Here is a 21,867-nt window from a genome sequence, read left to right as displayed (position 1 = left end):
TGACCGCGTTGAATTGGGATCGCTTTGCGATCCGGTCTACAGCAGCTTGCCCTGCTTCGGTGGCGGGTTCGGCGTCTCGGGTGGGGACTCAGGCTCTGGCGTGGAGGACTTCGCCGGAGGGGGATTAGGCGCACTGTCACCGCTCGCCACCGCGCTCACCGCGCCATCGAAGAACTCAATGCGCAGCGTGTCGCCCTTGCGCACGCCCTTCGCGCGGGGCTGCAGCCCCTTGGGCCCTCGCACCACGGCATAGCCACGCTCCAGGGTGCCCTTGTAGGAGAGCGTCTCCAGCAGGCGCTCGCTTGCTTCCAGCGTGTCCTTCCTGGCGGTCATGATCCGGCGCATTGCCGGCTCCAGCCGCTCGGCGCTGGCAGCCAGTGTCTGGACCGCGTGAGCCAGTTCGCGCCGGGGCGGCAGCGGCCGCAGGCGCTCGACCAGCTGGCGCCGCTGTGTGACCAGGCGCTGCATGGCCGGTGTCAGGCGGTCGCGGGCGCCATCCAGGGCCTGCTGGGCATAGCGGAGCTGCTGGCGCGGGTGCGGCAGGCGATGACCGAGGCTTTCCAGTTCCGCCCCACGGCGGTCGAGGAAGCTGCGTCCGGCCAGTTGCAGGCGCTCGCTGCGATCATCGAGGCTCTGGGTTTTTTCCTGCAGCAGGCGCTGCGGGTCCGGCAGGCCCCGGGCCAGGCCTTCCACCTGATTGCGGCGCTCGACAAGCTGCCGGGCGCTGCTGCCCAGTAGCCGCCGCTCGAAATCCAGCACCTGAGACTGGAGTTCGCTGCGCACCGGCACGGCGATCTCGGCGGCCGCGGTGGGCGTTGGCGCCCGGCGGTCAGAGGCGAAGTCGATCAGGGTGGTGTCGGTTTCGTGCCCGACCGCGGAGATCAGCGGTATGGCGGACTCGGCGGCGGCGCGCACCACGATCTCTTCGTTGAAGGCCCAGAGGTCTTCCAGGCTGCCGCCACCGCGCGCGACGATCAGCAGGTCGGGCCGCGGCACCGGCCCTTTTGCCGGTAGGGCGTTGAAGCCGCGGATGGCCTCGGCCACCTGCTCGGCGGCGCCCTGTCCTTGCACCAGCACCGGCCAGACCAGCACCCGTCGCGGGAAGCGTTCGGCCAGGCGGTGCAGGATGTCGCGGATCACCGCGCCGCTGGGCGAGGTCACCACCCCGATTACCTCGGGCAGGAAGGGCAGGGCCCGCTTGCGTTCTGGCGCGAACAGACCTTCGGCGCCCAGCTTGCGCTTGCGCTCCTCCAGCAGCTTCAGCAGCGCGCCTTCGCCGGCAAGCTCCAGCGAGTCGATCACCATCTGGTATTTGGAGCGCCCGGCGTAGCTGGTGATCCGGCCGGTGGCGATGACCTCGAGACCGTCTTCCGGCTGAATGCTGAGCCGCTGGGCCGTGCCGCGCCAGCAGACCGCATCCAGCACCGCCCGGTCATCCTTGAGCGCCATGTAGCAGTGACCGGAGGCGGCGCGCTTGAATCCGGAGATCTCGCCGCGTACCCGCACGCGGTCGAACGCGCTTTCCAGCGTGCGCTTGATCGCGCCGCTGATCTCCGAGACGGTGAGCTCCGGCAGGTTGGCGCCGGCGCGCTCGGGCTGAAGGCCTGGAGTGGTGTAAGTTTCACTCATGGTTTTGTCGGGCCATGCTACAAGAGCGCGCCTGCAGGACAAGCCGGGAAAGGGATCGAGGCGGGATGAAGGTACTGGTGGTGGGCGGCGGCGGCCGCGAGCATGCGCTCTGTTGGGCAATCGCGGCTTCGCCGGCGTGCGAGCGTCTGTGGTGCGCGCCGGGCAATGCCGGCATTGCCGAGGTTGCGGAGTGCCTTGCCATCGCCGCCGAGGACGTCGAGGGTGTGATGGCCTTCTGCCGGGAAGCGCGCCCGGACCTGGTGATCGTCGGTCCCGAGGCGCCGCTGGTGGCCGGCCTGGTCGACAGTCTGGAAGCGGCCGGCATCGCGGCCTTCGGACCCAGCGCGGCGGCTGCGGCCCTGGAGGGCTCCAAGGGCTTCATGAAGGATCTTTGCGCGCGGCAAGGCATTCCCACCGCCGCCTATGGCCGCTTCACCGATGCTGCGGCAGCCAAGGACTTCGCCCGGGAGCAGGGCGCGCCCATCGTGGTCAAGGCCGACGGTCTGGCCGCCGGCAAGGGGGTGAGCGTCTGCGCGACACTGGCGGAAGCGGACGCTGCCATCGACGCGGCCCTGCTGGAAGGACGCTTCGGGAGTGCCGGAGCCGAAGTGGTGATCGAAGAGTTTCTTGATGGCGAGGAGGTCAGCTTCTTTGCGCTCTGCGACGGCACCACGGCCCTGCCGCTGGCAAGCGCCCAGGACCACAAGCGGGCCTACGACGGCGACGCCGGGCCGAACACCGGCGGGATGGGCGCCTACTCCCCGGCTCCCTTGATGACGCCGGCGCTGCAGGAGCGCGTCATGCGCGAGATCGTCGAGCCCACGGTGCGCGGTATGGCTGCCGAGGGGCGGCCCTTCCGCGGCGTGCTCTTCGCCGGCCTGATGATCGCTGCGGACGGCACGCCGCGCCTGCTGGAGCACAACGTGCGTTTCGGCGATCCGGAATGCCAGACCCTGATGCTGCGCCTGGAAAGCGACCTGCTGGCCGTTCTGAGCGCGGCCGCGGACGGGCGGCTCAGCGAAGTCTCGCTGTCCTGGTCGCCGCAGCCGGCCCTGACCGTGGTGCTGGCGGCCGAGGGTTATCCCGACAGCTATGAGAAGGGCACCACGATCCGCGGCCTGGAGCAGGCGGCGCAGGTCGAGGGTGTGACCCTCTTCCACGCCGGCACCCGGCGCGCCGAAGACGGCAGTCTGCAGGCCGCCGGCGGCCGGGTGCTCAATGTCTGCGCCCAGGGCGAGGACCTGGTCCAGGCCCGCGAGCGCGCCTATGCCGCCGTGGCACGCATCGACTGGCCTCAGGGCTTTTGCCGCAAGGACATCGGCTGGCGCGCGCTCACGTGAGGCCGGTCTGCGAGCCGTGAGGCGGCCGCGGCTGGATCAGCCGCGGCGCACGGCTGCCAGATGCTCGGCGAAGTCCGGATCGGCCATCAGGAGCTTGCAGCGCGCGAAGCGTTCGGTGGCGTAGGCCCAGAAGTCCTCGGCCGGATTGTCGTTGGCGTGCTGGATCAGGCCCCAGAGCGTCCAGAGCAGATCGCACATGGCCTTGTAGATCACCATGCGACCCTGCACGGCCGCCGGGGCCGGGCCGTCGCAGTAGGCTTCCAGCATCTCCCGGTCCTGGGCCGCGTTGAAACCGGCCTCGACGGACAGATCGCCCAGATCCCAGAGCGGGTCGTTCATCCCGGAGTATTCCCAGTCGACGATCCACATCCGGCTGCCGGTGTCGATGAAGTTCTCGCACAGGGGGTCGCAGTGACAGGGGGCGAGAGGCGTCGGCTGCGCCGCCAGGGCTTCGCGCACGCCTTCGGCTTCCGCCACCACGTCATGGTAGCCCTCGGGCAGAGTGGCTCCGAGCCGCTCCAGCACCTTGAGATAGTCGTCGATCATGGCGAAGAGCTCGAAGCGGAACTCGAAGGTCTCGCCGCTGTGGTGCAGCTGCTTGAAGGCCTCGGCGGCCCGGGTGGGGGCCCCCGTCACACTGCGGAAACGTTCGGGGCTCAGGGTTTCGCCCTCGACGTGGCGCATCAGCATCACGCCGCTTTCCGGATCGGCATGGAGCAATTCCGGTGAGACCCCGGCCCGCTGGGCAGCGCGGGCATTGTGCGCCTCCACCTTGCGATCGATGTAGGCCTCGGTGCCTTCCCCCGGCAGCCGCAGAACCCAGGCTTCGCCACCCCGCTCGACCCGATAGACCCGGTTGGTCAGACCGCCCAGGCGCGTGACCCGCGCCTTGTCCGCCAGGGCCTCGAAGCCCGGTAGCTGCCCCAGTACCTCGATCGCTTCATTGTCATTCATGCTCTTCCTACCTCACGTTCCGTGTCAGGGTTGGCGGACGCTATCACTGGAGGCGCGGAAATGCAGCCTCGTGCGGCGACGGAAAAGTAAGGATATCCGCCAGCGCTTTGCATTACAGGGCACAGCGGCTATCAATAGCCATCCCACACCGATAAGGAGTTTCGCATGGTAACCGCGCGAAAAGCGGAGAGTCTCGATACGGTCTACAGCGCGACCAGCCCCGATGATGTTGCGCGCAAGTATGACGAATGGGCCGAGAACTATGACGGCGAGATGGCGTCACTGGGATACCGTCATCCAACCATTTGTCTTGCCCTGCTGTGCCGTTATCTGCCCGTGGGCGAAGGACCGATCCTCGATGCCGGCGCCGGCACCGGCTTGATCGGTGAATGGCTCAGGATCGTCGGCTATGGCAGCGCCGAGGCGCTGGATATCTCCGATGGGATGCTGGAGGTCGCGCGCCGCAAGGGCGTCTACGACCGCCTGCACCAGGCCGCCATGGGCGAGTCGCTGCCGCTGGAAAGCGATCACTTTGCCGGTGTCGTCTGTGCCGGGGTCTTCACCGTGGGGCACGTGGGCGCCGAGGGCCTGGACGAGCTGGCACGCGTGGTGCGCCCGGGGGGCGTCATCGTGCTCACGGTCAAGGATCGTCTTTGGGAGGACGGCTTTGCCGACCGGGTCGCCGAACAGGCGCGCGCGGGCGTCTGGGAGGTGCTGGAGGAAACCTCGAGCTATGTTTCCATGCCTGGCCGGGCCGACACCGTACCCAGCCGCGCCCTGGCACTGAAGGTTCGGTAAAGAGCCACACCCACCCAAGAAAAAAGCCTCCCGGAAGCCCTTGGTCCGGGAGGCTTTTTTGATTCGGCTGAAGCAGCGAGCGTCCCCCGGTCAGGCCAGGCTGCCGTGGCAGTGCTTGTACTTCTTGCCCGATCCGCAGGGACAGGGAGCGTTGCGCCCGATGCGGCCCCAGGTGGCCGGGTCTTCCGGATCGAAGGCGGCCTCGGGAGAGCGGTTGATGCTGGGCTGTGCCGCCGGGCGCGCTGGGCCTGCTTCGGCCGGTCCGGCACTGTCGCCCGGTGTGGCTTCGCCCGCGGCGGCCAGGGCCGGATCCTGGCGGCTTTCATGCATCTCCTGCTGCGGGCGCGGCACGTTTGGCGCCTCGGGCCCGCGGATCTGCACATGGGAGAGCAGGAGCGTCACCTCTTCGCGCACCCGCGAGAGCATGGTCTCGAACATCTCGAAGGCTTCGCGCTTGTACTCGTTCAGCGGATCGCGCTGTCCGTAGGCACGCAGGCCGATGCCGTGGCGCAGGTGGTCGAGCGCCAGCAGGTGCTCCTTCCACTGCTTGTCGAGGACGGCCAGCAGGATCTGCTTTTCCGCCGAACGCATGATCTCCGGACCGAAGCTCTCGTCCTTTTCGGCCATGCGGGCGTCGATGGCCTGGCGCAGGCGGTCCAGGATCTCCTGATCGGCGATCCCCTCCTCCTGGGCCCAGTCCTTGATCGGCATGTCGAGACCAAAGACACGCCGCACCTCCTCGTGCAGCGAGTCGACTGCCCACTGCTCCGCATAGGCCTTCGGCGGGATGCAGCGGGCGACCATGTCCTCCAGCACCTCGGCGCGCATGGACAGCACGGTGTCGCGCACATCCTCGGCCCGCATCATCTCCTTGCGCTGCTCGAACACGACCTTGCGCTGGTCGTTCATCACGTCGTCGTACTTGAGCAGGTTCTTGCGGATATCGTAGTTGCGGGCCTCGACCTTCTGCTGCGCCTTTTCCAGGGCCTTGTTGACCCAGGGATGCACGATGGCCTCGCCGTCCTTCAGGCCCAGGCGCCGGAGCATGGTGTCCATGCGCTCGGAGCCGAAGATGCGCATGAGGTCGTCTTCCAGGGAGAGGAAGAATTTGGAGGCGCCGGGATCGCCCTGACGTCCCGAGCGGCCGCGCAGCTGGTTGTCGATGCGCCGGCTTTCGTGGCGCTCGGTGCCGAGCACGAAAAGTCCGCCGGCCTGCAGCACGATCTCGCGGTTCTTCTCAACCTCGGCGCGGATTTCCGCCTCGCGCTTGGCCCGGGCCGTGTCGTCGACGATATCGCCCGATTCCTGGGCCACGCGCATTTCGACGTTGCCGCCGAGCTGAATGTCGGTGCCGCGCCCGGCCATGTTGGTGGCGATGGTCACCCCTCCCGGGGCGCCGGCCTGGGCGATGATGTAGGCTTCCTGCTCGTGATAGCGGGCATTCAGCACGTGGTGCGGAATCTTCTTCTGCTGGAGCAGGTTCGCCAGGAACTCCGATTTCTCGATGGAGACCGTGCCCACCAGCACCGGCTGGCCGCGTTGGCGGCAGTCCTCGATCTGCTCGATGATGGCGTCGTACTTCTCCCGCTGCGAGCGGTAGACCTCGTCGTCGTTGTCGACACGGGCCACGGCCACGTTCGTGGGGATCTCCACGACCTCGAGGCTGTAGATGTCGGCAAACTCGGACGCCTCGGTCATGGCCGTACCGGTCATGCCCGCCAGCTTGGGATAGAGGCGGAAGTAGTTCTGGAAGGTGATCGAGGCCAGCGTCTGGTTTTCCTGCTGGACCGTCACACCTTCCTTGGCCTCGAGCGCCTGGTGCAGGCCCTCGGAATAACGCCGGCCTTCCATCATGCGTCCGGTGAACTCGTCGATGATGATGACCTTGTCATCCTTGACGATGTAGTCCGTGTCGCGGGCGAAAAGCTTGTGGGCGCGCAGCGCCTGGGTCACGTGGTGCAGCAGGGAGACGTTCTGGATGTCGTAGAGACCGCCGCTCTCCATCAGCCCCAATTCGCGCAGCACCTCCTCGACCTTCTCCACGCCGGCATCGGTCAGCGTGACCGCGCGCAGCTTCTCATCCTTCTCGTAGTGCTCCTCGGTGAGATGCGGGAGGACCTGATCCATCGCCCGGTAGTGCTGGCTGGAGTCCTCGGCCGGACCGGAGATGATGAGCGGCGTGCGGCTTTCGTCGATCAGGATCGAGTCGACCTCGTCGACGATGGCGAAGTTGAAGTCGCGCTGGACCATGTCCTCCAGCCGGTACTTCATATTGTCGCGCAGGTAGTCGAAGCCGAACTCGTTGTTGGTGCCATAGGTCACGTCGCAGGCATACTGCTCGCGGCGCACCGGGTCGGGCAGGCCGTGCACGATGGTGCCGACGCTCAGGCCGAGGAAGCGGTAAATCTGTCCCATCCACTCGGCGTCGCGCGTGGCCAGGTAGTCGTTCACCGTGATGACGTGAACGCCCTTGCCGGACAAGGCATTGAGGTAGACGGCCAGAGTGGCGACCAGGGTCTTGCCTTCACCCGTCTTCATCTCCGCGATCTGGCCGCGGTGCAGCACCATGCCGCCGATCAGCTGGACGTCGAAGTGACGCTGACCCAGGGTGCGCTTGGCGGCCTCACGGACCGTCGCGAAAGCCTCGGCCATCAGGTCGTCCAGGCTCTCGCCCTTCTCCAGGCGCTCGCGGAAATGCTGGGTCCGGGCGGCAAGCGCCGCGTCGTCCAGCTTTTCCAGCTCGGGTTCCAGGTCATTGATCGCTGCCACCTCTCGGCGCAGCGACTTGATGAAGCGATCGTTGGCAGAACCAAAAACGCGCTTTGCAATCGCGCTGAACATGAATCCCTCGATACGGACTGGAAAAACGCCGCCGCGCGGCCGGCGCGCAGGTACGGCACGGGGACCGTGCCTGAGAAATATGGGTCGACCCCGCTCAAGTCAACGCGCGATGGGCGAGACGCTCTAGCAGGGATACCCTTTTCCGCACGCCCTTGCTCCTTGACTTGCCACAGCAAGGGTGAAAGCTCGACCCCATGGCTTGGAACGATGCAGCAAATGGCGTCATAACACCAGAAACGCTGGAAACAGCCGATTTTTCGGATGTCGAGCAGGCGCTGGCGCAGATCGAGCGGATCTACGAGCGCAACACGGCCTTCCTTCGTGCCCACTTCGAGCGCTACCTGCAGGGCGATCCGCCGGCCCGGCGCGTGCGCGCGACCTATCCTTTCGTTCGCATGGCAGCGACCAGCCACGCGCGGCTGGATTCGCGCCTGTCCTATGGCTTCGTGCAGGGGCCGGGGTTCTACGAAACGACCCTCACCCGCCCGGATCTCTTCGGGCCTTATCTTCGCGAACAGTTCGACCTGCTGCTCCGCAACCATGGTTTGCCGCTCACGGTGGGCGAATCCGAGGAGGCGATCCCGGTCCATTTCGCCTACAAGCGCGATGTCAGTCTGGAGACGGCGGCGCTGCGCCGCGCAGCGGGGCCGATCGAGCCGCCGCTGCGCGACCTCTTCGACACGCCTGACCTGGGGACGATGGACGATGCCATCGCCAATGGGACCTTTGTCCACACTGCGGGGGCGCCCGAGCCGCTGGCGCTTTTCCGGGCGGCGCGGATCGACTACTCCCTGCACCGCCTGTCGCACTACACCGGCACCATGCCGCGGCATTTCCAGAACCTGGTGATCTTCACCAACTACCAGTTCTACATTGATGCCTTCGTGCGCATGGGGCGTGAGCGCATGGCGGCCGGCGACCCGGAGTACGATGCCTTTGTGGAGCCGGGCGAGGTGGTCACGCGCAATGCGCGCTTTGGCGAGTCGGTGCGAGCTCCGGAGCCGCCGGAACGCCTGCCGCAGATGCCGGCTTATCATCTGGTGGCCCCGGATCATGGCGGGATCACCATGGTCAACGTCGGCATCGGCCCCTCCAACGCACGCACCATCACCGACCACATCGCGGTGCTGCGCCCGCATGCCTGGTTGATGCTGGGGCACTGCGCCGGGCTGCGGAACAGCCAGCAGCTCGGCGACTATGTCCTGGCCCACGGCTATGTCCGCGAGGACCACGTTCTGGACGAGGAACTGCCGCTGTGGGTGCCGATCCCGGCGCTGGCCGAGATGCAGGTGGCGCTGGAGCAGGCGGTGGTCGAAGTGACCGGCCTGTCCGGCTACGACCTGAAGCGGGTGATGCGCACCGGTACGGTGGCCAGCGTCGACAACCGCAACTGGGAACTGGGCGACCACGCCGCGATCATCCGCCGCCTGTCGCAGTCGCGCGCCATCGCACTGGACATGGAATCGGCGGCGATTGCGGCCAACGGCTTCCGCTTTCGCGTCCCCTACGGCACCCTGCTCTGCGTCTCCGACAAGCCGCTGCACGGCGAGATCAAGCTGCCGGGCATGGCAGGCGAATTCTACCGCGAGCGGGTCGGCCAGCACCTGGAGATCGGTCTGAAGGCCATGGAGCGCCTGCGTCGCCAGGAGCGCGAGCGCCTGCATTCGCGCAAGCTGAGAAGCTTCGCCGAGGTGGCTTTCCAGTAGTGGCAGCCGGTGGGATGGAGGCATCAAGGCAGTACGTAGGCGGAATAGAAGTGCTTGATTGCACACTCGTGCCATCGCCCGGTGCCGGTTGAGGCTATTCCATGTTGGCACCGCTTGCGGATCGCACATACCGCCATCTCTTCATGGCCCAGGTCATCGCCCTCGCGGGCACGGGGCTTTCGACCGTGGCGCTGGCGCTTTTGGCCTATGATCTTGCCGGAGGCGAGGCTGGTGCCGTGCTTGGGACGGCGTTGGCACTGAAGATGGTGGCCTATGTGGGTGTGGCGCCCTTTGTGGGTGGCTTCGCGCATCGACTGCCGCGCAGGTCAATGCTGATCGGCCTCGATATCGCCCGCGCCGGCTTCGTTGTGTGTCTGCCCTTCGTCACCGAAATCTGGCAGGTCTATGCGCTGATCTTCCTGCTGAATGCCTGCTCAGCCGGCTTCACTCCGACATTCCAGGCGACGATCCCCGACGTACTCCCTGACGAAGCCCGCTATACCAGGGCCCTGTCGCTTTCGCGTCTCGCTTACGATCTGGAGAACCTGCTGAGTCCGGTCGTCGCGGCGGCGGCGCTGGTGGTGGTAGCCTACGACACCCTGTTCGCGGTCAATGCAGCAGCGTTCTTGGTTTCCGCGCTGCTGGTGCTGTCAGTGCGGCTGCCCTCTCCGCGGCCAACCGAGCGCGAGCGCGGCATCTGGCGGAACGTCGCCTTCGGCCTTCGTGCCTACCTGGAGACGCCGCGTCTGCGTGGTCTTCTGGCCTTGTCGCTGGCTGTGGCAAGCGCCGGCGCAATGGTCATTGTCAACACAGTGGTCTACGTGCGCGAGCGTCTCGGCGGCTCGGAGAGCGAAACGGCCCTAGCCTTCGCTGCCGTCGGGGCAGGCTCGATGATGGTCGCCTTGCTGCTGCCGCGCCTGCTCGATCGGCATCCCGACCGGCCTTTCATGCTGTCTGGCGGTCTCCTGTTGGGCACAGGTCTGCTGCTCGGGTTGACGGAGCCAGATCTCACCACACTGCTGATCATCTGGTTCCTGCTCGGCGCCGGCTCGTCGCTGGTCCAGACTCCGGCGGGGCGGCTGCTGCGCCGTTCAGCGCATGAAGCCGACCGGCCTGCCGTTTACGCGGCACATTTCGCTCTCTCGCACGGCTGCTGGCTGATTGGCTATCCCCTCGCCGGCTGGACCGGCAGCAGCCTTGGCTTGCCGGTGGCTTTCGTGATCTTGGCTTTCGTGACCCTGGCTGCAACTGCGGCTGGGGCGGCAGTGTGGCCGAAGCGTGATCCCCTGGAATTGGAGCATCGCCATGAAGCCGTGACGCACGAGCACCTGCACGTGCATGACGAGCATCACCAGCACGAGCATGAAGGCTGGGAGGGACCGGAGCCGCACCGGCATGCGCACCGCCACACGCCACAGCGGCACCGACATGTCTTCGTCATCGACAGCCATCACCCGCACTGGCCCGGCACCAAGACCTGAAGCCGGGCGCCCATCAGCGCCAAACCAGTCCTTGTCAGTCAGGTCTCGGGCAGAGCCTAAGGAGCACGTCCGCCGCCACCGCCCCCATTCCCGCCGGGCGGACGAGAAGCGGGTTGATGTCGCACTCCAGCAGGCGGCTGGCTTCTGCTTCCGCGAAGCGGGCGAGTGCCATGGCGGCCTGCACGACCGCCTCGACGTCCCCGGCCGGGCGGCCGCGCCAGCCGTTGAGCAGGCGGTTTACCTTTAGCGTGCCCAGCGCTTCACGGACCGCGGCCTCGCTGGTGGGCAGCAGGAGGCTGACGCTGTCGCCCACCAGTTCCGCCAGGATGCCGCCGGAGCCGAGCAGCAGCGACGGGCCGAAGGGGGGCGAGACCTGCAGGCCCAGGATCACCTCGGCCACGCTGTCCTCGACCATGCGCTCGACCAGGAAGGCAGCATCGCTCGCCGGGCCACCTGCCAAGCGATGGCGCATCGCGGCGAGCGCGTCTTCCACCGCGTCGGCGGAGCGCAGATTCAAGGCGACGGCGCCGGCCTCGGTCTTGTGAGCCAGCGCGGGGTGCACCGCCTTCAGCACCAGCGGCCAGCCGAGCGCTGCGGCGGTCTCCACGACCTCGCTTGCCTGGACCACGCGGCCCTCCGGCACGTTGAGGCCATAGCCGGCCAGGCGCGCCTTGCCCTCGGCTTCACTCAACAACCGTCCTTCCGCCGTGAAGGGCGCTGCGGGCAGAGGCGGTGCTGCCGGCTCGGCAAGCAGGGCAGGGCGGCGCGCGCCGTAATCTCCTGCGGCGGCCAGGGCCGTCAGGGCTTCGCTCAGTCCCTGGAGCGGCGCGATGCCCGCCGCGATGAGGCGTTCGCGCACGGACGCGGGCAGGCTTTCGGCCAGCGTCGAGGCAATGGCGGCCACCTGGCCTCGTCCCCGGCTGGCGGCGACGAAAGCCTGCTCGCTGGCTTCCCAGGCGGCGGGGTCGCCGCGGCCGGCGCGCGGGTAGTCGAGCAGCAGCAGGCCCATGTCGACCGCTTCAAGCGACTCGGCAAAGGCCGGCTCCAGCGCTGCGGCATCGCCCCAGTGCGCCGTGTTGTAGTCGAAGGGATTGGCAACCGCCGCTGCCGGGATTCGGAGCAGGCCGGACAGCCGTTCAGCCCGCGCCACATCCGGCTGCGGGAACTCAAGCGGCAGCGAGCGCACCTCCACGAGGTCGCCCACCAGCGCAGCCTCCCCGCCGGAGCAGGAGAGCGAGATGAGCCGGCGGCCGGCGGGAATGCCGGAGACGGTGAAGAGCTTCAGCGTCTCCAGCAGCGCCGCCGGGCTGTCGACCCGCACCACGCCACTCCGCTCGAACAGCGCCTGGTAGAGGGCGTCGGAGCCGGCCAGCGCGGAGGTGTGGCTCATCACCGAGCGCGCGCCGGACTCGGAGGCGCCCAGCTTCAGAACCACCAGCGGCACGCCCTTCTCCAGGGCCTGGCGCGCCGCACGGGCGAAGGCGGGGACGTCGTGCAACTGCTCCAGGTAGAGCCCGATGGCGGTGACCCGCGGATCTTCCAGCAGGCCCTCGATGTAGTCGGCGATGCCGAGCCCCGCCTGATTGCCCAGGCTGATGACATAGGACAGCGGCAGGGAGCGTTCCTGCATGGTGAGATTGATCGCCACGTTGCCCGACTGGCTGAGGATCGCCGCCCCGCGCCGGCAACGCTCGCCGCCCTGCTCGTCGGGCCAGAGGGCGGCGCCGTCCAGGTAGTTGAGGAGGCCGGTGCAGTTGGGCCCGACCAGGGCCATGTCGCCGGCCGCTGCGGTGAGGGCCTGCTGCAGCCGAACCCCCTCGCCGCCGACCTCGGCAAAGCCGGTCGCGAAGCAGACAGCCCCGCCAGCACCGGCCTCCCGAAGCTCTCGCACCACGTCGACCGTCGGCGCCGCCGGTACGGCCACGAGCGCCGCGTCCGGTGCCTCGGGCAGGGCGGCAATCGAGGGGTAGCAGCCGATGCCGCCGAGGCACTCTCGCTTTGGGTTCACCGGCCAGACGGCGCCCTCATAGCCGATGGCCCGGCACTGGCGCAGGGCCAGTTCGGCATGATGCCCACCGATGAAGGCGATGGAACGCGGTTGCAGCAGGCGGCGAAGAGTAGCGCGGGTCATGGGCTCGCCGGCCTTTACGCCCCCAGCGGGCGCAGCAGGCTGCGGGCGATGATGTGGCGCTGGATCTCGCTGGTGCCGTCCCAGATGCGTTCGATGCGCGCATCGCGCCAGAAGCGCTCCAGCGGCAGTGAATCCATCAGGCCCATGCCGCCGTAGATCTGCACCGCCTCGTCGGTGACGCGCGCCAACATTTCCGAGGCGAAGACCTTGGCCATGGCCGCGTCCTGATCGGTCATGCGACCCTGGCCGTGGTTCCAGGCGGCCATGAGGGTGAGCAGTTCGGCGGCGCGGATGTCGGTGGCCATGTCGGCGAGCTTGAAGCCGACGCCCTGGTTGCGCCCGATGGGCTGGCCGAACTGCTTGCGTTGGGCGGCCCAGTCCACTGCCAGGTCCATGACCCGCTGGGCGCGGCCGACGCACATGGTCGCGACCGTCAGGCGCGAGGCACCGAGCCAGGTGTTGGCCAGTTCGAAACCCCTGCCCTCCTCGCCCAGCAGGGCCGAGCCGGGAATACGGCAGTCGGTGAAGTAGAGCTCGCAGTTCTTGTAGCCGCGATGCGAGACCGGCCGCGGACCGGGCCGCACCTCGAGACCGGCCGTGTCGTGGTCCACCAGGAAGGAGGAGATGCGCTTGCGCGGTCCGCGCGGTGTCTCCTCCTCGCCGGTGACCGCGAAAAGAATGCAGAAGTCCGCCACATCGGCGTGGCTGATGAAGTGCTTCTGGCCGTTCACGATCCAGTCGCCGCCGTCGCGCACGGCCCGGGTCGACATGCCGCGCACGTCGGAGCCGGCGCCGGGCTCGGTCATGGCCAGGCAGTCCATGCGTTCGCCGCGAATGGCGGGCAGCAGGTAGCTTTCCCGCTGGTCGCCTTCGCAGCCCTGCAGGATGTTGCTGGGGCGCACGACAAAGGACTGCAGGGCGTAGTTGGGCCGGCCGAGCTCGCGCTCGAAGAGCGCCAGCTCCACCGCGTCCAGGCCGCCGCCGCCCAGCTCCTCGGGCATGTTGGCGGCATAGAAGCCGGCTTTCAGCGCCTTGTCGCGGATTTCCTGCGCCAGCTCCGGCGGCACCTCATCGCTCTGCTCGACCTGGTCCTCGTGGGGATAGAGCTCCCGCTCGCAGAAGGCGCGAACGGACTCGACGAGCATGCTCTGCTCTTCGGTGAGGGCGAAATCCATCTCTGTTACCGTCCCTTGAAGTCGGCCGGGCGTTTTTCGGAGAAGGCGAGCACGCCTTCCTTGGCGTCTTCGGAATCAACCGCCTTCTCGAAGGCCTCCAGCTTGCCGCTGCGCAGCAGCTCGAAGGACTGGCGGATAGAGAGGGTCTCGCACTCGCGCAGGATCGCCTTGATCGCCTGCACGGTGAGTGGGGCGCCCGACGCGATCTGCTCGGCCCATTCACGGGCCTTCTCCAGCGGCTGGTCCTTGGGCACCACCGCGTTGATCATGCCGTGATGCAGCGCCTCGGCCGCCGGCATGCGCCGGCCGAGTAGCAGCATCTCCATGGCGATGTTGTAGGGCAGGCGGCGCGGCACCCGCTGCACGCCGCCGCTGTCCGGGATGATGCCCAGCGGCAGCTCCGGCAGGGCGAACTCCACGTGCTCGCCGGCGACCAGCAGGTCGCAGGCGATCGCCAGTTCCAGGCCGCCGCCGAGACAGAGCCCGTTGATGGCGCAGATCACCGGCTTGTTCAGGTCCCAGAGCTCGGTGATGCCGGCAAAGCTGCCCGGACCATAGTCGATATGCCACCAGCGGCCGACCTCCTCCTCCTCGTTGGCGGCCTTGAGGTCCCAGCCGGCCGAGAAGATGCGGTCGCCGGCGGCGGTGACGATGCCGCAGCGCAGCTCCGGATCATCGCGCAGCAGCACGAAGGCCTCGCCCAGGGCAATGGAGGTGGCCCGGTCGATGGCGTTCACCTTGGGCCGGTGAAGCGTGATCTCGAGGACCCGCCCGCGGCGTTCGAGTCTGACGGCGTCGGTCATGCAATTCCTCCTGGGCTGGGGCCTGCCGGCTGCCGAGGGGCCGGCGCAACAGGGCGCTTGCGGACCCGGGGCAGGCAGGGCCGCGATGCTAACGGCACGGCCGGTTTCGGCTTGCACGAAACAGCCGGTTTCCGGCTGGATCGGTTCAGACTGCGTCCGGCCGCCTGCCGTCGCAAGGGCGGATCGGGTGGAAGCTGGGGCCCAATCGCGCTATGCCGGAGCCTGGTCCACGCGACAGCCCATCCGAGCCGCAGGAGGTTTCTGCCCGCCATGTCAGAGCAAGTGTCCGAGCAAGCGCAAACCCAGGACGCCTACGTCGTTCCCCCGCCGCCGCTGCCCAGCCTGCCGGTCGCCGGCGACAGTCGCCGCTTTCCTGTGCGGCGCATCTACTGTGTCGGCCGCAACTATGTGGCCCATGCCCATGAGATGGGCGGCGATCCCGAGCGCGAACCGCCCTTCTTCTTCGCGAAGCCAGCCGATGCCATCGTGCCGGAAGGCGGCGATGTGGCCTATCCGCCGGCCACCAGCAGCCTGCACTTCGAACTGGAACTGGTGGTGGCGATCGGTAAGGGGGGCGTCGACATTCCGGTGGAGCGGGCGCTGGATCATGTCTTCGGCTACGGCCTGGGCATCGACCTGACCCGCCGCGACATGCAGAACGAGGCCAAGCAGATGCGCCGGCCCTGGGCCATGGCTAAGGGCTTCGACCAGTCCGCGCCCTGCACGGCCCTTCATCCGGCGGCGCGCATCGGTCACCCGGACAGCGGCCGGATCACCCTGGCCGTGGACGGCGAGACCCGGCAGGACAGCGATATTTCCTTGATGATCTGGAAGACGCCGGAGATCGTTTCCTGCCTTTCCGGCCTGGTCCGCCTGGAGCCGGGGGACCTGATCATGACCGGCACGCCGGACGGCGTGGGGCCGGTGGAGCGCGCTCAGACTATGACCTGCACCTGGGCCGACATCGATCGCCTGAGCGTGCGCATGGTCTGAGGCTGAGCCCGGACGCCAGCATTCGATTGCGGCGCAGCCCGATCTAGCGCTTGCGTCCGGCCGCGGCCTGTCCAATCTGCTGCTCCGCAGCAGCGGGAGAGGGACAAGCATGCAAGACACGCACAAGCAGGGGGGGCTGCGCGGCCGGTTGCAGACCCTGGTGGAAAGCAACCGCTTTCAGCAGGTGATCACGGCGTTGATCGTCATCAACGCCGTCACCCTGGGCCTGGAGACCAGCGAGCGCGCCATGGCGGCGGCCGGCGGCCTGCTGCAGACCCTGGACAAACTTATTCTCTCGGTCTTCGTGGTCGAACTGACGATGAAGATCCTGGTCTACGGCCGGCGCTTCCACCGCGATCCCTGGAACCTCTTCGACTTCCTCGTGGTCGGTATCGCCCTGGTACCGGCCACGGGCAATCTCTCGGTGCTGCGGGCGCTCAGGGTGCTGCGCGTGCTGCGCCTCATCTCCGCCGTGCCCTCCATGCGCCGGGTGGTCGGAGCCTTGCTGGCGGCCCTGCCGGGCATGGGCTCGATCGTCGCGCTGCTGGGGCTGCTCTATTACGTCTTTGCGGTGATGGCGACCAAGCTCTTTGCCGCCAGCTTCCCGGACTGGTTCGGGACCATCGGCGCCTCGGCCTACACACTGTTCCAGATCATGACCCTGGAATCCTGGTCCATGGGCATCGTGCGGCCGGTGATGGAGACCTATCCGTTGGCCTGGCTCTTCTTCGTGCCCTTCATCCTCATGACCTCCTTTACCGTCCTCAACCTCTTCATCGGCATCATCGTCGATGCCATGCAGGCCGGGCAGCAGGCGGAGATCGAGGCCGAGCGCGAACAAGCCCACGCCGATGCCGAGACCATTCTGCGCGAACTGCGCAGCCTGCGACAGGAAGTGGCCGAACTGAAAGGCGAACGCGGCGAGTGATCGCCGCGCTCAGGTCGTTGGGTTGACCGATCAGGTCAGCTGCGCGGCCCGAGGATCAGCCAGGCGATGAAGCCGACGAAGGGGAAGACCAGCAGAACCACGATCCAGATCGCCTTGCCCATGGCCGAGGCGGAGGAGCCGACGGTCTTGATGATGGCATAGACGACCAGAACGAGGAGAATGAGGCCAAGCAGGCCGACTTCGATACCCATGGATCATTTATCCTTTGTCGTGGAGGCATTGCTGCCGGTCCAGGCTCAACTGGGAAGCGACAGCATAACGTCAAGTCCTGCCTCGCAGCGAAGCAGAAATTCCAAAGGGCCGTTTAACGACCTCATCTTGGCTCGAAACAACGGGCGAAGCGCTGGCGGTAGCGGGCGGGAGAGAGGCCGACGGCGCGCTTGAAGAGGCTGCGGAAGAAGGCCGGGTCGGCGTAGCCGACCTCCAGCGCCACCGCGTCCACCGGCGCGCTGCTGCTCTCCAGCATCTGCTTGGCTTCCTCCAGGCGCAGGGACTGGACATAATCCACCGGCGCATAGCCTGTCGCCTTGCGGAAGCGGCGCGAGAAGGTGCGCTCCGACAGGCCGGCCACCTCCGCCATGCGGGTCACCGGATGAGTGCAGGTGTAGTTGAGGGCGATCCAGGCCTGGGCTCGGCCGACGGCGGCATCCTCATGCTGGCGCGGACGGGCCAATGCAGCGAAGGGCTGCTGCCCGCCCGAGGTGTCGCCGATGATGAAGATTCGGCCCATGCGCCGGGCCTCGGTTTCGCCGGCGAAGCGGGCCACCAGATAGAGCGCCAGGTCGGTCCAGGAGGAGGCGCCGCCCGCGGTGACGATCCTCTGCCCCTCGCCCGCGGGACAGAGGATGCGTTCGGCCCGCAGACGGACCTGGGGATAGTGGCGACGGAAGAGGCCCGTTGCGGCCCAGTGAGTTGTGGCTTCGAGCCCGTCGAGCAGGCCTGCCTCGGCGAGGAAGAGGGCGCCGGAGCAGACGGAACAGATCACCGCGCCCGCTTCATGCCTTCGGCGCAACCATGCCGCCTCTTCCTGCCAGCGCCCGCGCGGGTGCGCATCGTTCGACATGCCGAGATCGGTGACGATGACAATGTCGGGCGGCGGCCCTTCGTCGAGAGCGGCCTCCACGGCGATAAGCAAGCCGGCGGGCGAGCGCTGCGGCCGGCCGCTGTGCGAGACCAAGTGGGGCGCAAAGCGGCAAGCGACATCTTCGGGCTCGCCGGTCACACTCTGCCAGGTGCGGCCGACGCAGCCGAAAAGCTCGTGCAGGCAGTAGAGCACGGCGGGATAGGATTCCGGCAGGGCCAGCAGGCTGACCCGGATGAGGGGCGGTGTTCCCGGCATGAAGCGCGTCCGACGGTCGGCGGCACTCAGAAATATATCACCAAAACAGGGACGCCGCTGGCCGATATCCCTCTTTCCTGTCCGGTCCCTCTCTCACGCTCTGTTGGGCGGCGGGTGTAATCGCTGTCGCACCGAAACCTGCAAGAGGAACTGACCTCATGACACAGCTTGACACCCTGTCCTTCGAAACCGCCAAGACCGAGGCGAGCGGCGCCCTGGCCGGTGTGACTGAGACATTCGATGCGACGCGTGCGGAGGACTTCTCCGGCCACGTCGCCGCTCTGCTGGACCACGGCGCCGCCGCGGTGATGATCGCCCATGGTCATCGCCTGGGCCTGTTCGAGCAACTGGCCGCCCTGCCGGCCGTGACCAGCGCGGAGTTTGCTTCCGCCACCGGCCTGAACGAGCGCTATCTGCGCGAGTGGCTGGCGGCGATGGTGGTGGCCGGTATCCTGGACTACACGCCCGAGGGCCGGCGCTATCGCCTGCCCGTCGAGCACGCCGCCTCGCTCACCCGCGAGGGCGCGCTTTGCAACCTGGCAGTCTATGCCCAGCACGTCGCCCTCATGGGCCGGCTGGAGGAACGCACCCTGGAGAACTTCCGCAGCGGTGCTGGTACGGTCTACGAGGACTATCCCTGCTTCCACCAGATCATGGCCGAGGACAGCGGCCAGACGGTGACCGCCGGGCTCTTCGAGCACATCCTGCCGCTGGCCCCGGAAGTGCCGCTGCGTCTGGCCGAGGGCATGGAGGTGCTGGATGCCGGCTGCGGCCGTGGCTCGGCGCTGCTGGCCCTGGCCCGGCGCTATCCGCGCAGCTGCTTCACCGGCTACGATCTGGGCGCCGACGCCATCGCCTTTGCCCGGAAGGAGGCCAAGGCCCAGGGGCTAACCAATATCACCTTCGAGGCCCGGGATCTGACGGGCTATGTGGAGCCGGGCCGCTGGGATCTCATCACCAGCTTCGATGCGGTGCACGACCAGAAGGATCCGCAGGCGCTGCTCCGCGGCCTGCACGACTCCTTGCGCCCCGGCGGCCTCTACCTGATGCAGGACATCGGCGCCTCGGCCAAGCTGGAGAACAACCGCGACTTCCCCTTCGCCACCCTGCTCTACGCCGTCTCCACCGTGCACTGCACCCCGGTTTCCATCGGCCAGGGCGGTGAGGGCCTGGGCACCATGTGGGGCTGGGAAACCGCCGAACGCTTCCTGCGCACCGCCGGCTTCCAAGACATCGAACACCACCACCTGCCCCACGACCCGATGAACGTCTGGTTCATCGCACGGGTGTGAGGCGGGAGGGGGCGGTGCAGCGTATCTCTTGAGAAAAGCGGAAACGGCGCTGGCTCTTCGCCGCCCCGATACCAGTGCGGACTGAGGTCGGGGCGGCGCTTGCCGTGTTTCACTCCGCGGAAGCGGCGCGTTTCTGCTCTGGAGCAGGAAGGAACTGAGACCGATCCAGGCTCCGCCCAACGGACACGTAACTGAGGAAGCCTGCCTCGTAGACGTCGCGCGGCTCGTAGATGTTGCGCAGGTCGGCCATGCGCGGCACGGCCATGACCTCCGCGAGGCGGCTCAAGTCGAGAGCGCGGAACTCGTTCCACGGCGTGATGATGATGAGCGCTTCCGCGTCTTGTGCCGCTTCGTAGGGATCGCTGTGCCACGCAACCCCGGGCAGCAGCGCCTCACCCTCGCGACGGCCCTGGGGGTCGACAACGCGCACGCGGGCGCCGCGGCCCACCAGCGCCGGCACGATTGTCAGCGCCGGGGACTCGCGCATGTCGTCTGTGTTCGGCTTGAAGGTGACGCCCAGTACCGCCACGGCCTTGCCATTCACCGAGTCGCCGCAAAGCTCGCAGACCTTGTCCACCATGCGGCGCTTGACCTCCTCGTTCACGGCGATCACCGTCTCGGTCAGGCGTTGGGGCACGCCATGCTCCTGCCCGATACGGGCGAGCGCGCGGGTGTCCTTGGGGAAGCAGGAGCCGCCGTAGCCGGGGCCGGCATGCAGAAACTTGTTGCCGATGCGTCCGTCCAAACCGATGCCCTTGGCCACGGCCTTGACGTCGGCGCCGACCCGCTCGCAGAGCGCAGCAATCTCGTTGATGAAGCTGATCTTGGTCGCGAGGAAGGCATTGGCCGCGTACTTGATCATCTCCGCACTTTCCAGGTCGGTAAAGACCACGGGAAAGTCGCGCAGATAAAGCGGACGGTAGACCTGCTGCATCACCTCGCGCGCGTGCTCCGACTCGACGCCCACCACCACCCGGTCCGGGCGCATGAAGTCGTCGATCGCCGAGCCTTCGCGCAGGAATTCGGGGTTGGAGGCCACGTCGAACTCGGCCTCGGGTGCCACGCAGCGGATCGCCTCGGCGACCTTGCGGTTGGTGCCCACCGGCACGGTCGACTTGGTCACCACCACGGCATAGCCGGTCAGCGCCCGGCCCACCTCTTCGGCCGCCGCCAAGACATAGACGAGATCGGCATGGCCGTCGCCACGGCGGCTGGGCGTGCCCACGGCGATGAAGACCGCATCGGCTCCGGCGACGCCGAGAGCGGTGTCGGTGGTGAAGGCCAGCCGGCCGGCCTCCACGTTGCGGGCCATCACCGCATCCAGCCCCGGCTCGAAGATCGGCACCTCGCCCTTCTCCAGCCGGGCGATCTTGGCCGGATCCTTGTCGATGCAGACCACCTCGTGGCCGAAATCGGAAAAGCAGACGCCGGAAACGAGCCCGACGTAGCCGGTGCCGATCATTGCGATCTTCATGCCGCCTGGGCCCCAATCTGATTATTCATCTCTTACCTGTGCCATAACGCCTTGGTGTGCTGTTCGACCAGCTACTCGCCGAGCCGCGATCGTGGTCTGTAGTGACACGTCAACCAGCTTCGAACTGAGGAAATGGACGTTCAGCAAACTCACTTCGATCATACTTCGTGGCAAAGTACGCGAGCATAGCGTCGCTCGCTCGGAGGGCTAGGGAAATTCCCGGTTTTGATCTCCCACTTTTGGATGAGTCCCTTGATGCGATAGTAAGACGCCGGGCCGATGCTGGCCCCACCTTTGCCAATATACTTCCCCGGGCGGACTCCCCACGCTACCCCTCACTCCCGCACAAACGCCACGAAGCCCTCCAGAAAACCCGCCAGCTTTTCGCGGGCGGCCGCGTCGGTGAGGGTCTGGGTTTCGTCCATCAGGCTGTCGGCCCGGGCCACCATGAGCTTCTTGCCGAACCAGGGGCGGGTGCCCAGGGTGCGCAGCACGGGCAGCCAGGCGCCTTGTGCCAAAATGGTGCCGAAGCCGCCGGGTGAGGCGCCGATCACGGCCACCGGCTTGCCGGCGAAGTGGGCGGAGACCTCGCCCGGCGGGCGGCTCAGCCAGTCGATGGCATTCTTGAAGACGCCGGGGATCGCATTGTTGTACTCCGGCGTGGCCAGCAGCAGCCCGTCCGCGGCCCGGAGGCGGCGCTTGAGCGCGACCACCGCGGGCGGCAGGCCCTCGGCCGCTTCCACATCCGCGTCGTAGAGCGGAATCCCCTCAATCCCCTGAACATCGAGCCGGGCGCCGGCGGGCATGAGCTCCGCCGCGGCCCGCAGCAGTGCCCGGTTCAGGGAGGCCTGTCTCAGACTGCCGGAAATGCCGAGGATGGTGGTCATGGGTTCTCCTTTTGCGCCTTTGCACGACAGGCTCCCATGCCGCGCCGGCGCCTGGCAACAGGTCACCGCGCAGGG

At 67.4% G+C, this 21,867-nt stretch carries 17 protein-coding genes; 7 read left to right on the top strand and 10 right to left on the bottom strand.

The genetic code is table 11. The annotated features are described in order from the left end of the window. Positions 1-36: 36 nt before the first annotated feature. Positions 37-1,629, bottom strand: coding sequence for an exodeoxyribonuclease VII large subunit (gene xseA / locus ABZ720_RS05455; protein ID WP_366554499.1), 1,593 nt, complete (start codon positions 1,627-1,629; stop codon positions 37-39). Positions 1,630-1,694: 65 nt separating this feature from the next. Between xseA and purD the strand changes: the two genes are divergently transcribed. Beyond that, on the top strand, positions 1,695-2,969 hold the full coding sequence (gene purD, locus ABZ720_RS05450; protein WP_366554498.1) for a phosphoribosylamine--glycine ligase: 1,275 nt from the start codon (positions 1,695-1,697) through the stop codon (positions 2,967-2,969). 36 nt (positions 2,970-3,005) lie between these two features. On the opposite strand, the gene ABZ720_RS05445 is transcribed toward purD, so the two are convergent. Beyond that, entirely contained in the window at positions 3,006-3,923 is a 918-nt protein-coding gene (locus tag ABZ720_RS05445; RefSeq protein ID WP_366554497.1) for a phosphotransferase, read from the bottom strand. Between the two features lie 165 nt (positions 3,924-4,088). Between ABZ720_RS05445 and ABZ720_RS05440 the strand changes: the two genes are divergently transcribed. After that, positions 4,089-4,721, top strand: coding sequence for a class I SAM-dependent DNA methyltransferase (locus tag ABZ720_RS05440; protein WP_366554496.1), 633 nt, complete (start codon positions 4,089-4,091; stop codon positions 4,719-4,721). A gap of 90 nt (positions 4,722-4,811) precedes the next feature. Here the strand turns inward: ABZ720_RS05440 and secA are convergent, their stop codons facing one another. Next, a complete protein-coding gene (gene secA / locus ABZ720_RS05435; RefSeq protein WP_366554495.1) occupies positions 4,812-7,562 on the bottom strand; it encodes a preprotein translocase subunit SecA in 2,751 nt (916 codons plus the stop codon). Between the two features lie 194 nt (positions 7,563-7,756). Between secA and ABZ720_RS05430 the strand changes: the two genes are divergently transcribed. Together ABZ720_RS05430 and ABZ720_RS05425 are read left to right on the top strand one after the other, a co-directional pair. Continuing rightward, complete coding sequence (locus ABZ720_RS05430; RefSeq protein WP_366554494.1) at positions 7,757-9,268, top strand: AMP nucleosidase; 1,512 nt, start codon at positions 7,757-7,759, stop codon at positions 9,266-9,268. A 101-nt stretch (positions 9,269-9,369) separates the two neighbouring features. Beyond that, entirely contained in the window at positions 9,370-10,749 is a 1,380-nt protein-coding gene (locus tag ABZ720_RS05425) for an MFS transporter (protein ID WP_366554493.1), read from the top strand. 34 nt (positions 10,750-10,783) lie between these two features. On the opposite strand, the gene ABZ720_RS05420 is transcribed toward ABZ720_RS05425, so the two are convergent. From ABZ720_RS05420 to ABZ720_RS05410, 3 genes are read right to left on the bottom strand one after another with little or no spacing between them, the layout of a single operon-like run. Beyond that, on the bottom strand, positions 10,784-12,880 hold the full coding sequence (locus ABZ720_RS05420; RefSeq protein WP_366554492.1) for an acetate--CoA ligase family protein: 2,097 nt from the start codon (positions 12,878-12,880) through the stop codon (positions 10,784-10,786). A gap of 14 nt (positions 12,881-12,894) precedes the next feature. Continuing rightward, entirely contained in the window at positions 12,895-14,055 is a 1,161-nt protein-coding gene (locus tag ABZ720_RS05415; RefSeq protein ID WP_366554491.1) for an acyl-CoA dehydrogenase family protein, read from the bottom strand. A 5-nt stretch (positions 14,056-14,060) separates the two neighbouring features. Continuing rightward, complete coding sequence (locus ABZ720_RS05410; RefSeq protein WP_366554490.1) at positions 14,061-14,858, bottom strand: enoyl-CoA hydratase-related protein; 798 nt, start codon at positions 14,856-14,858, stop codon at positions 14,061-14,063. Between the two features lie 270 nt (positions 14,859-15,128). Between ABZ720_RS05410 and ABZ720_RS05405 the strand changes: the two genes are divergently transcribed. After that, the gene (locus ABZ720_RS05405) at positions 15,129-15,851 is read left to right on the top strand and encodes a fumarylacetoacetate hydrolase family protein (RefSeq protein WP_366554489.1); all 723 of its coding nucleotides are present in this window, start codon (positions 15,129-15,131) and stop codon (positions 15,849-15,851) included. 109 nt (positions 15,852-15,960) lie between these two features. Continuing rightward, positions 15,961-16,779, top strand: coding sequence for an ion transporter (locus ABZ720_RS05400; RefSeq protein ID WP_366554488.1), 819 nt, complete (start codon positions 15,961-15,963; stop codon positions 16,777-16,779). Positions 16,780-16,814: 35 nt separating this feature from the next. Here the strand turns inward: ABZ720_RS05400 and ABZ720_RS05395 are convergent, their stop codons facing one another. Both ABZ720_RS05395 and ABZ720_RS05390 read right to left on the bottom strand, forming a co-directional pair. Then, positions 16,815-16,991, bottom strand: a complete 177-nt coding sequence (locus ABZ720_RS05395; protein ID WP_366554487.1) for a PLDc N-terminal domain-containing protein — start codon at positions 16,989-16,991, stop codon at positions 16,815-16,817. Positions 16,992-17,113: 122 nt separating this feature from the next. Then, positions 17,114-18,139: a GlxA family transcriptional regulator gene (locus tag ABZ720_RS05390; protein WP_366554486.1), complete on the bottom strand. Its 1,026-nt coding sequence runs from the start codon at positions 18,137-18,139 to the stop codon at positions 17,114-17,116. Between the two features lie 158 nt (positions 18,140-18,297). Between ABZ720_RS05390 and ABZ720_RS05385 the strand changes: the two genes are divergently transcribed. Then, complete coding sequence (locus tag ABZ720_RS05385) at positions 18,298-19,431, top strand: class I SAM-dependent methyltransferase (protein ID WP_366554485.1); 1,134 nt, start codon at positions 18,298-18,300, stop codon at positions 19,429-19,431. 109 nt (positions 19,432-19,540) lie between these two features. Here ABZ720_RS05385 and ABZ720_RS05380 read toward each other — a convergent pair whose 3' ends face one another. Continuing rightward, positions 19,541-20,905, bottom strand: a complete 1,365-nt coding sequence (locus ABZ720_RS05380) for a UDP-glucose dehydrogenase family protein (protein ID WP_366554484.1) — start codon at positions 20,903-20,905, stop codon at positions 19,541-19,543. A gap of 335 nt (positions 20,906-21,240) precedes the next feature. Beyond that, positions 21,241-21,792: an NADPH-dependent FMN reductase gene (locus ABZ720_RS05375; RefSeq protein ID WP_366554483.1), complete on the bottom strand. Its 552-nt coding sequence runs from the start codon at positions 21,790-21,792 to the stop codon at positions 21,241-21,243. Between the last annotated feature and the right edge of the window lie 75 nt (positions 21,793-21,867).

It is taken from the genome of Aquibaculum sediminis, from assembly GCF_040712085.1.
Taxonomy (GTDB): domain Bacteria; phylum Pseudomonadota; class Alphaproteobacteria; order Kiloniellales; family DSM-21159; genus Aquibaculum; species Aquibaculum sediminis.
This window is presented reverse-complemented; position numbering and strand designations above follow the sequence as displayed.

What these genes read in the sequence shown, in the direction of transcription:
- ABZ720_RS05375 (WP_366554483.1), bottom strand. Translation starts at nt 21,792, where the DNA reads ATGACCACCATCCTCGGCATTTCCGGCAGTCTGAGACAGGCCTCCCTG.
- ABZ720_RS05430 (WP_366554494.1), top strand. Translation starts at nt 7,757, where the DNA reads ATGGCTTGGAACGATGCAGCAAATGGCGTCATAACACCAGAAACGCTG.
- ABZ720_RS05410 (WP_366554490.1), bottom strand. Translation starts at nt 14,858, where the DNA reads ATGACCGACGCCGTCAGACTCGAACGCCGCGGGCGGGTCCTCGAGATC.
- ABZ720_RS05445 (WP_366554497.1), bottom strand. Translation starts at nt 3,923, where the DNA reads ATGAATGACAATGAAGCGATCGAGGTACTGGGGCAGCTACCGGGCTTC.
- ABZ720_RS05390 (WP_366554486.1), bottom strand. Translation starts at nt 18,139, where the DNA reads ATGCCGGGAACACCGCCCCTCATCCGGGTCAGCCTGCTGGCCCTGCCG.
- ABZ720_RS05385 (WP_366554485.1), top strand. Translation starts at nt 18,298, where the DNA reads ATGACACAGCTTGACACCCTGTCCTTCGAAACCGCCAAGACCGAGGCG.
- ABZ720_RS05395 (WP_366554487.1), bottom strand. Translation starts at nt 16,991, where the DNA reads ATGGGTATCGAAGTCGGCCTGCTTGGCCTCATTCTCCTCGTTCTGGTC.
- ABZ720_RS05380 (WP_366554484.1), bottom strand. Translation starts at nt 20,905, where the DNA reads ATGAAGATCGCAATGATCGGCACCGGCTACGTCGGGCTCGTTTCCGGC.
- ABZ720_RS05425 (WP_366554493.1), top strand. Translation starts at nt 9,370, where the DNA reads ATGTTGGCACCGCTTGCGGATCGCACATACCGCCATCTCTTCATGGCC.
- ABZ720_RS05415 (WP_366554491.1), bottom strand. Translation starts at nt 14,055, where the DNA reads ATGGATTTCGCCCTCACCGAAGAGCAGAGCATGCTCGTCGAGTCCGTT.
- xseA (WP_366554499.1), bottom strand. Translation starts at nt 1,629, where the DNA reads ATGAGTGAAACTTACACCACTCCAGGCCTTCAGCCCGAGCGCGCCGGC.
- ABZ720_RS05400 (WP_366554488.1), top strand. Translation starts at nt 15,961, where the DNA reads ATGCAAGACACGCACAAGCAGGGGGGGCTGCGCGGCCGGTTGCAGACC.
- ABZ720_RS05405 (WP_366554489.1), top strand. Translation starts at nt 15,129, where the DNA reads ATGTCAGAGCAAGTGTCCGAGCAAGCGCAAACCCAGGACGCCTACGTC.
- ABZ720_RS05440 (WP_366554496.1), top strand. Translation starts at nt 4,089, where the DNA reads ATGGTAACCGCGCGAAAAGCGGAGAGTCTCGATACGGTCTACAGCGCG.
- purD (WP_366554498.1), top strand. Translation starts at nt 1,695, where the DNA reads ATGAAGGTACTGGTGGTGGGCGGCGGCGGCCGCGAGCATGCGCTCTGT.
- secA (WP_366554495.1), bottom strand. Translation starts at nt 7,562, where the DNA reads ATGTTCAGCGCGATTGCAAAGCGCGTTTTTGGTTCTGCCAACGATCGC.
- ABZ720_RS05420 (WP_366554492.1), bottom strand. Translation starts at nt 12,880, where the DNA reads ATGACCCGCGCTACTCTTCGCCGCCTGCTGCAACCGCGTTCCATCGCC.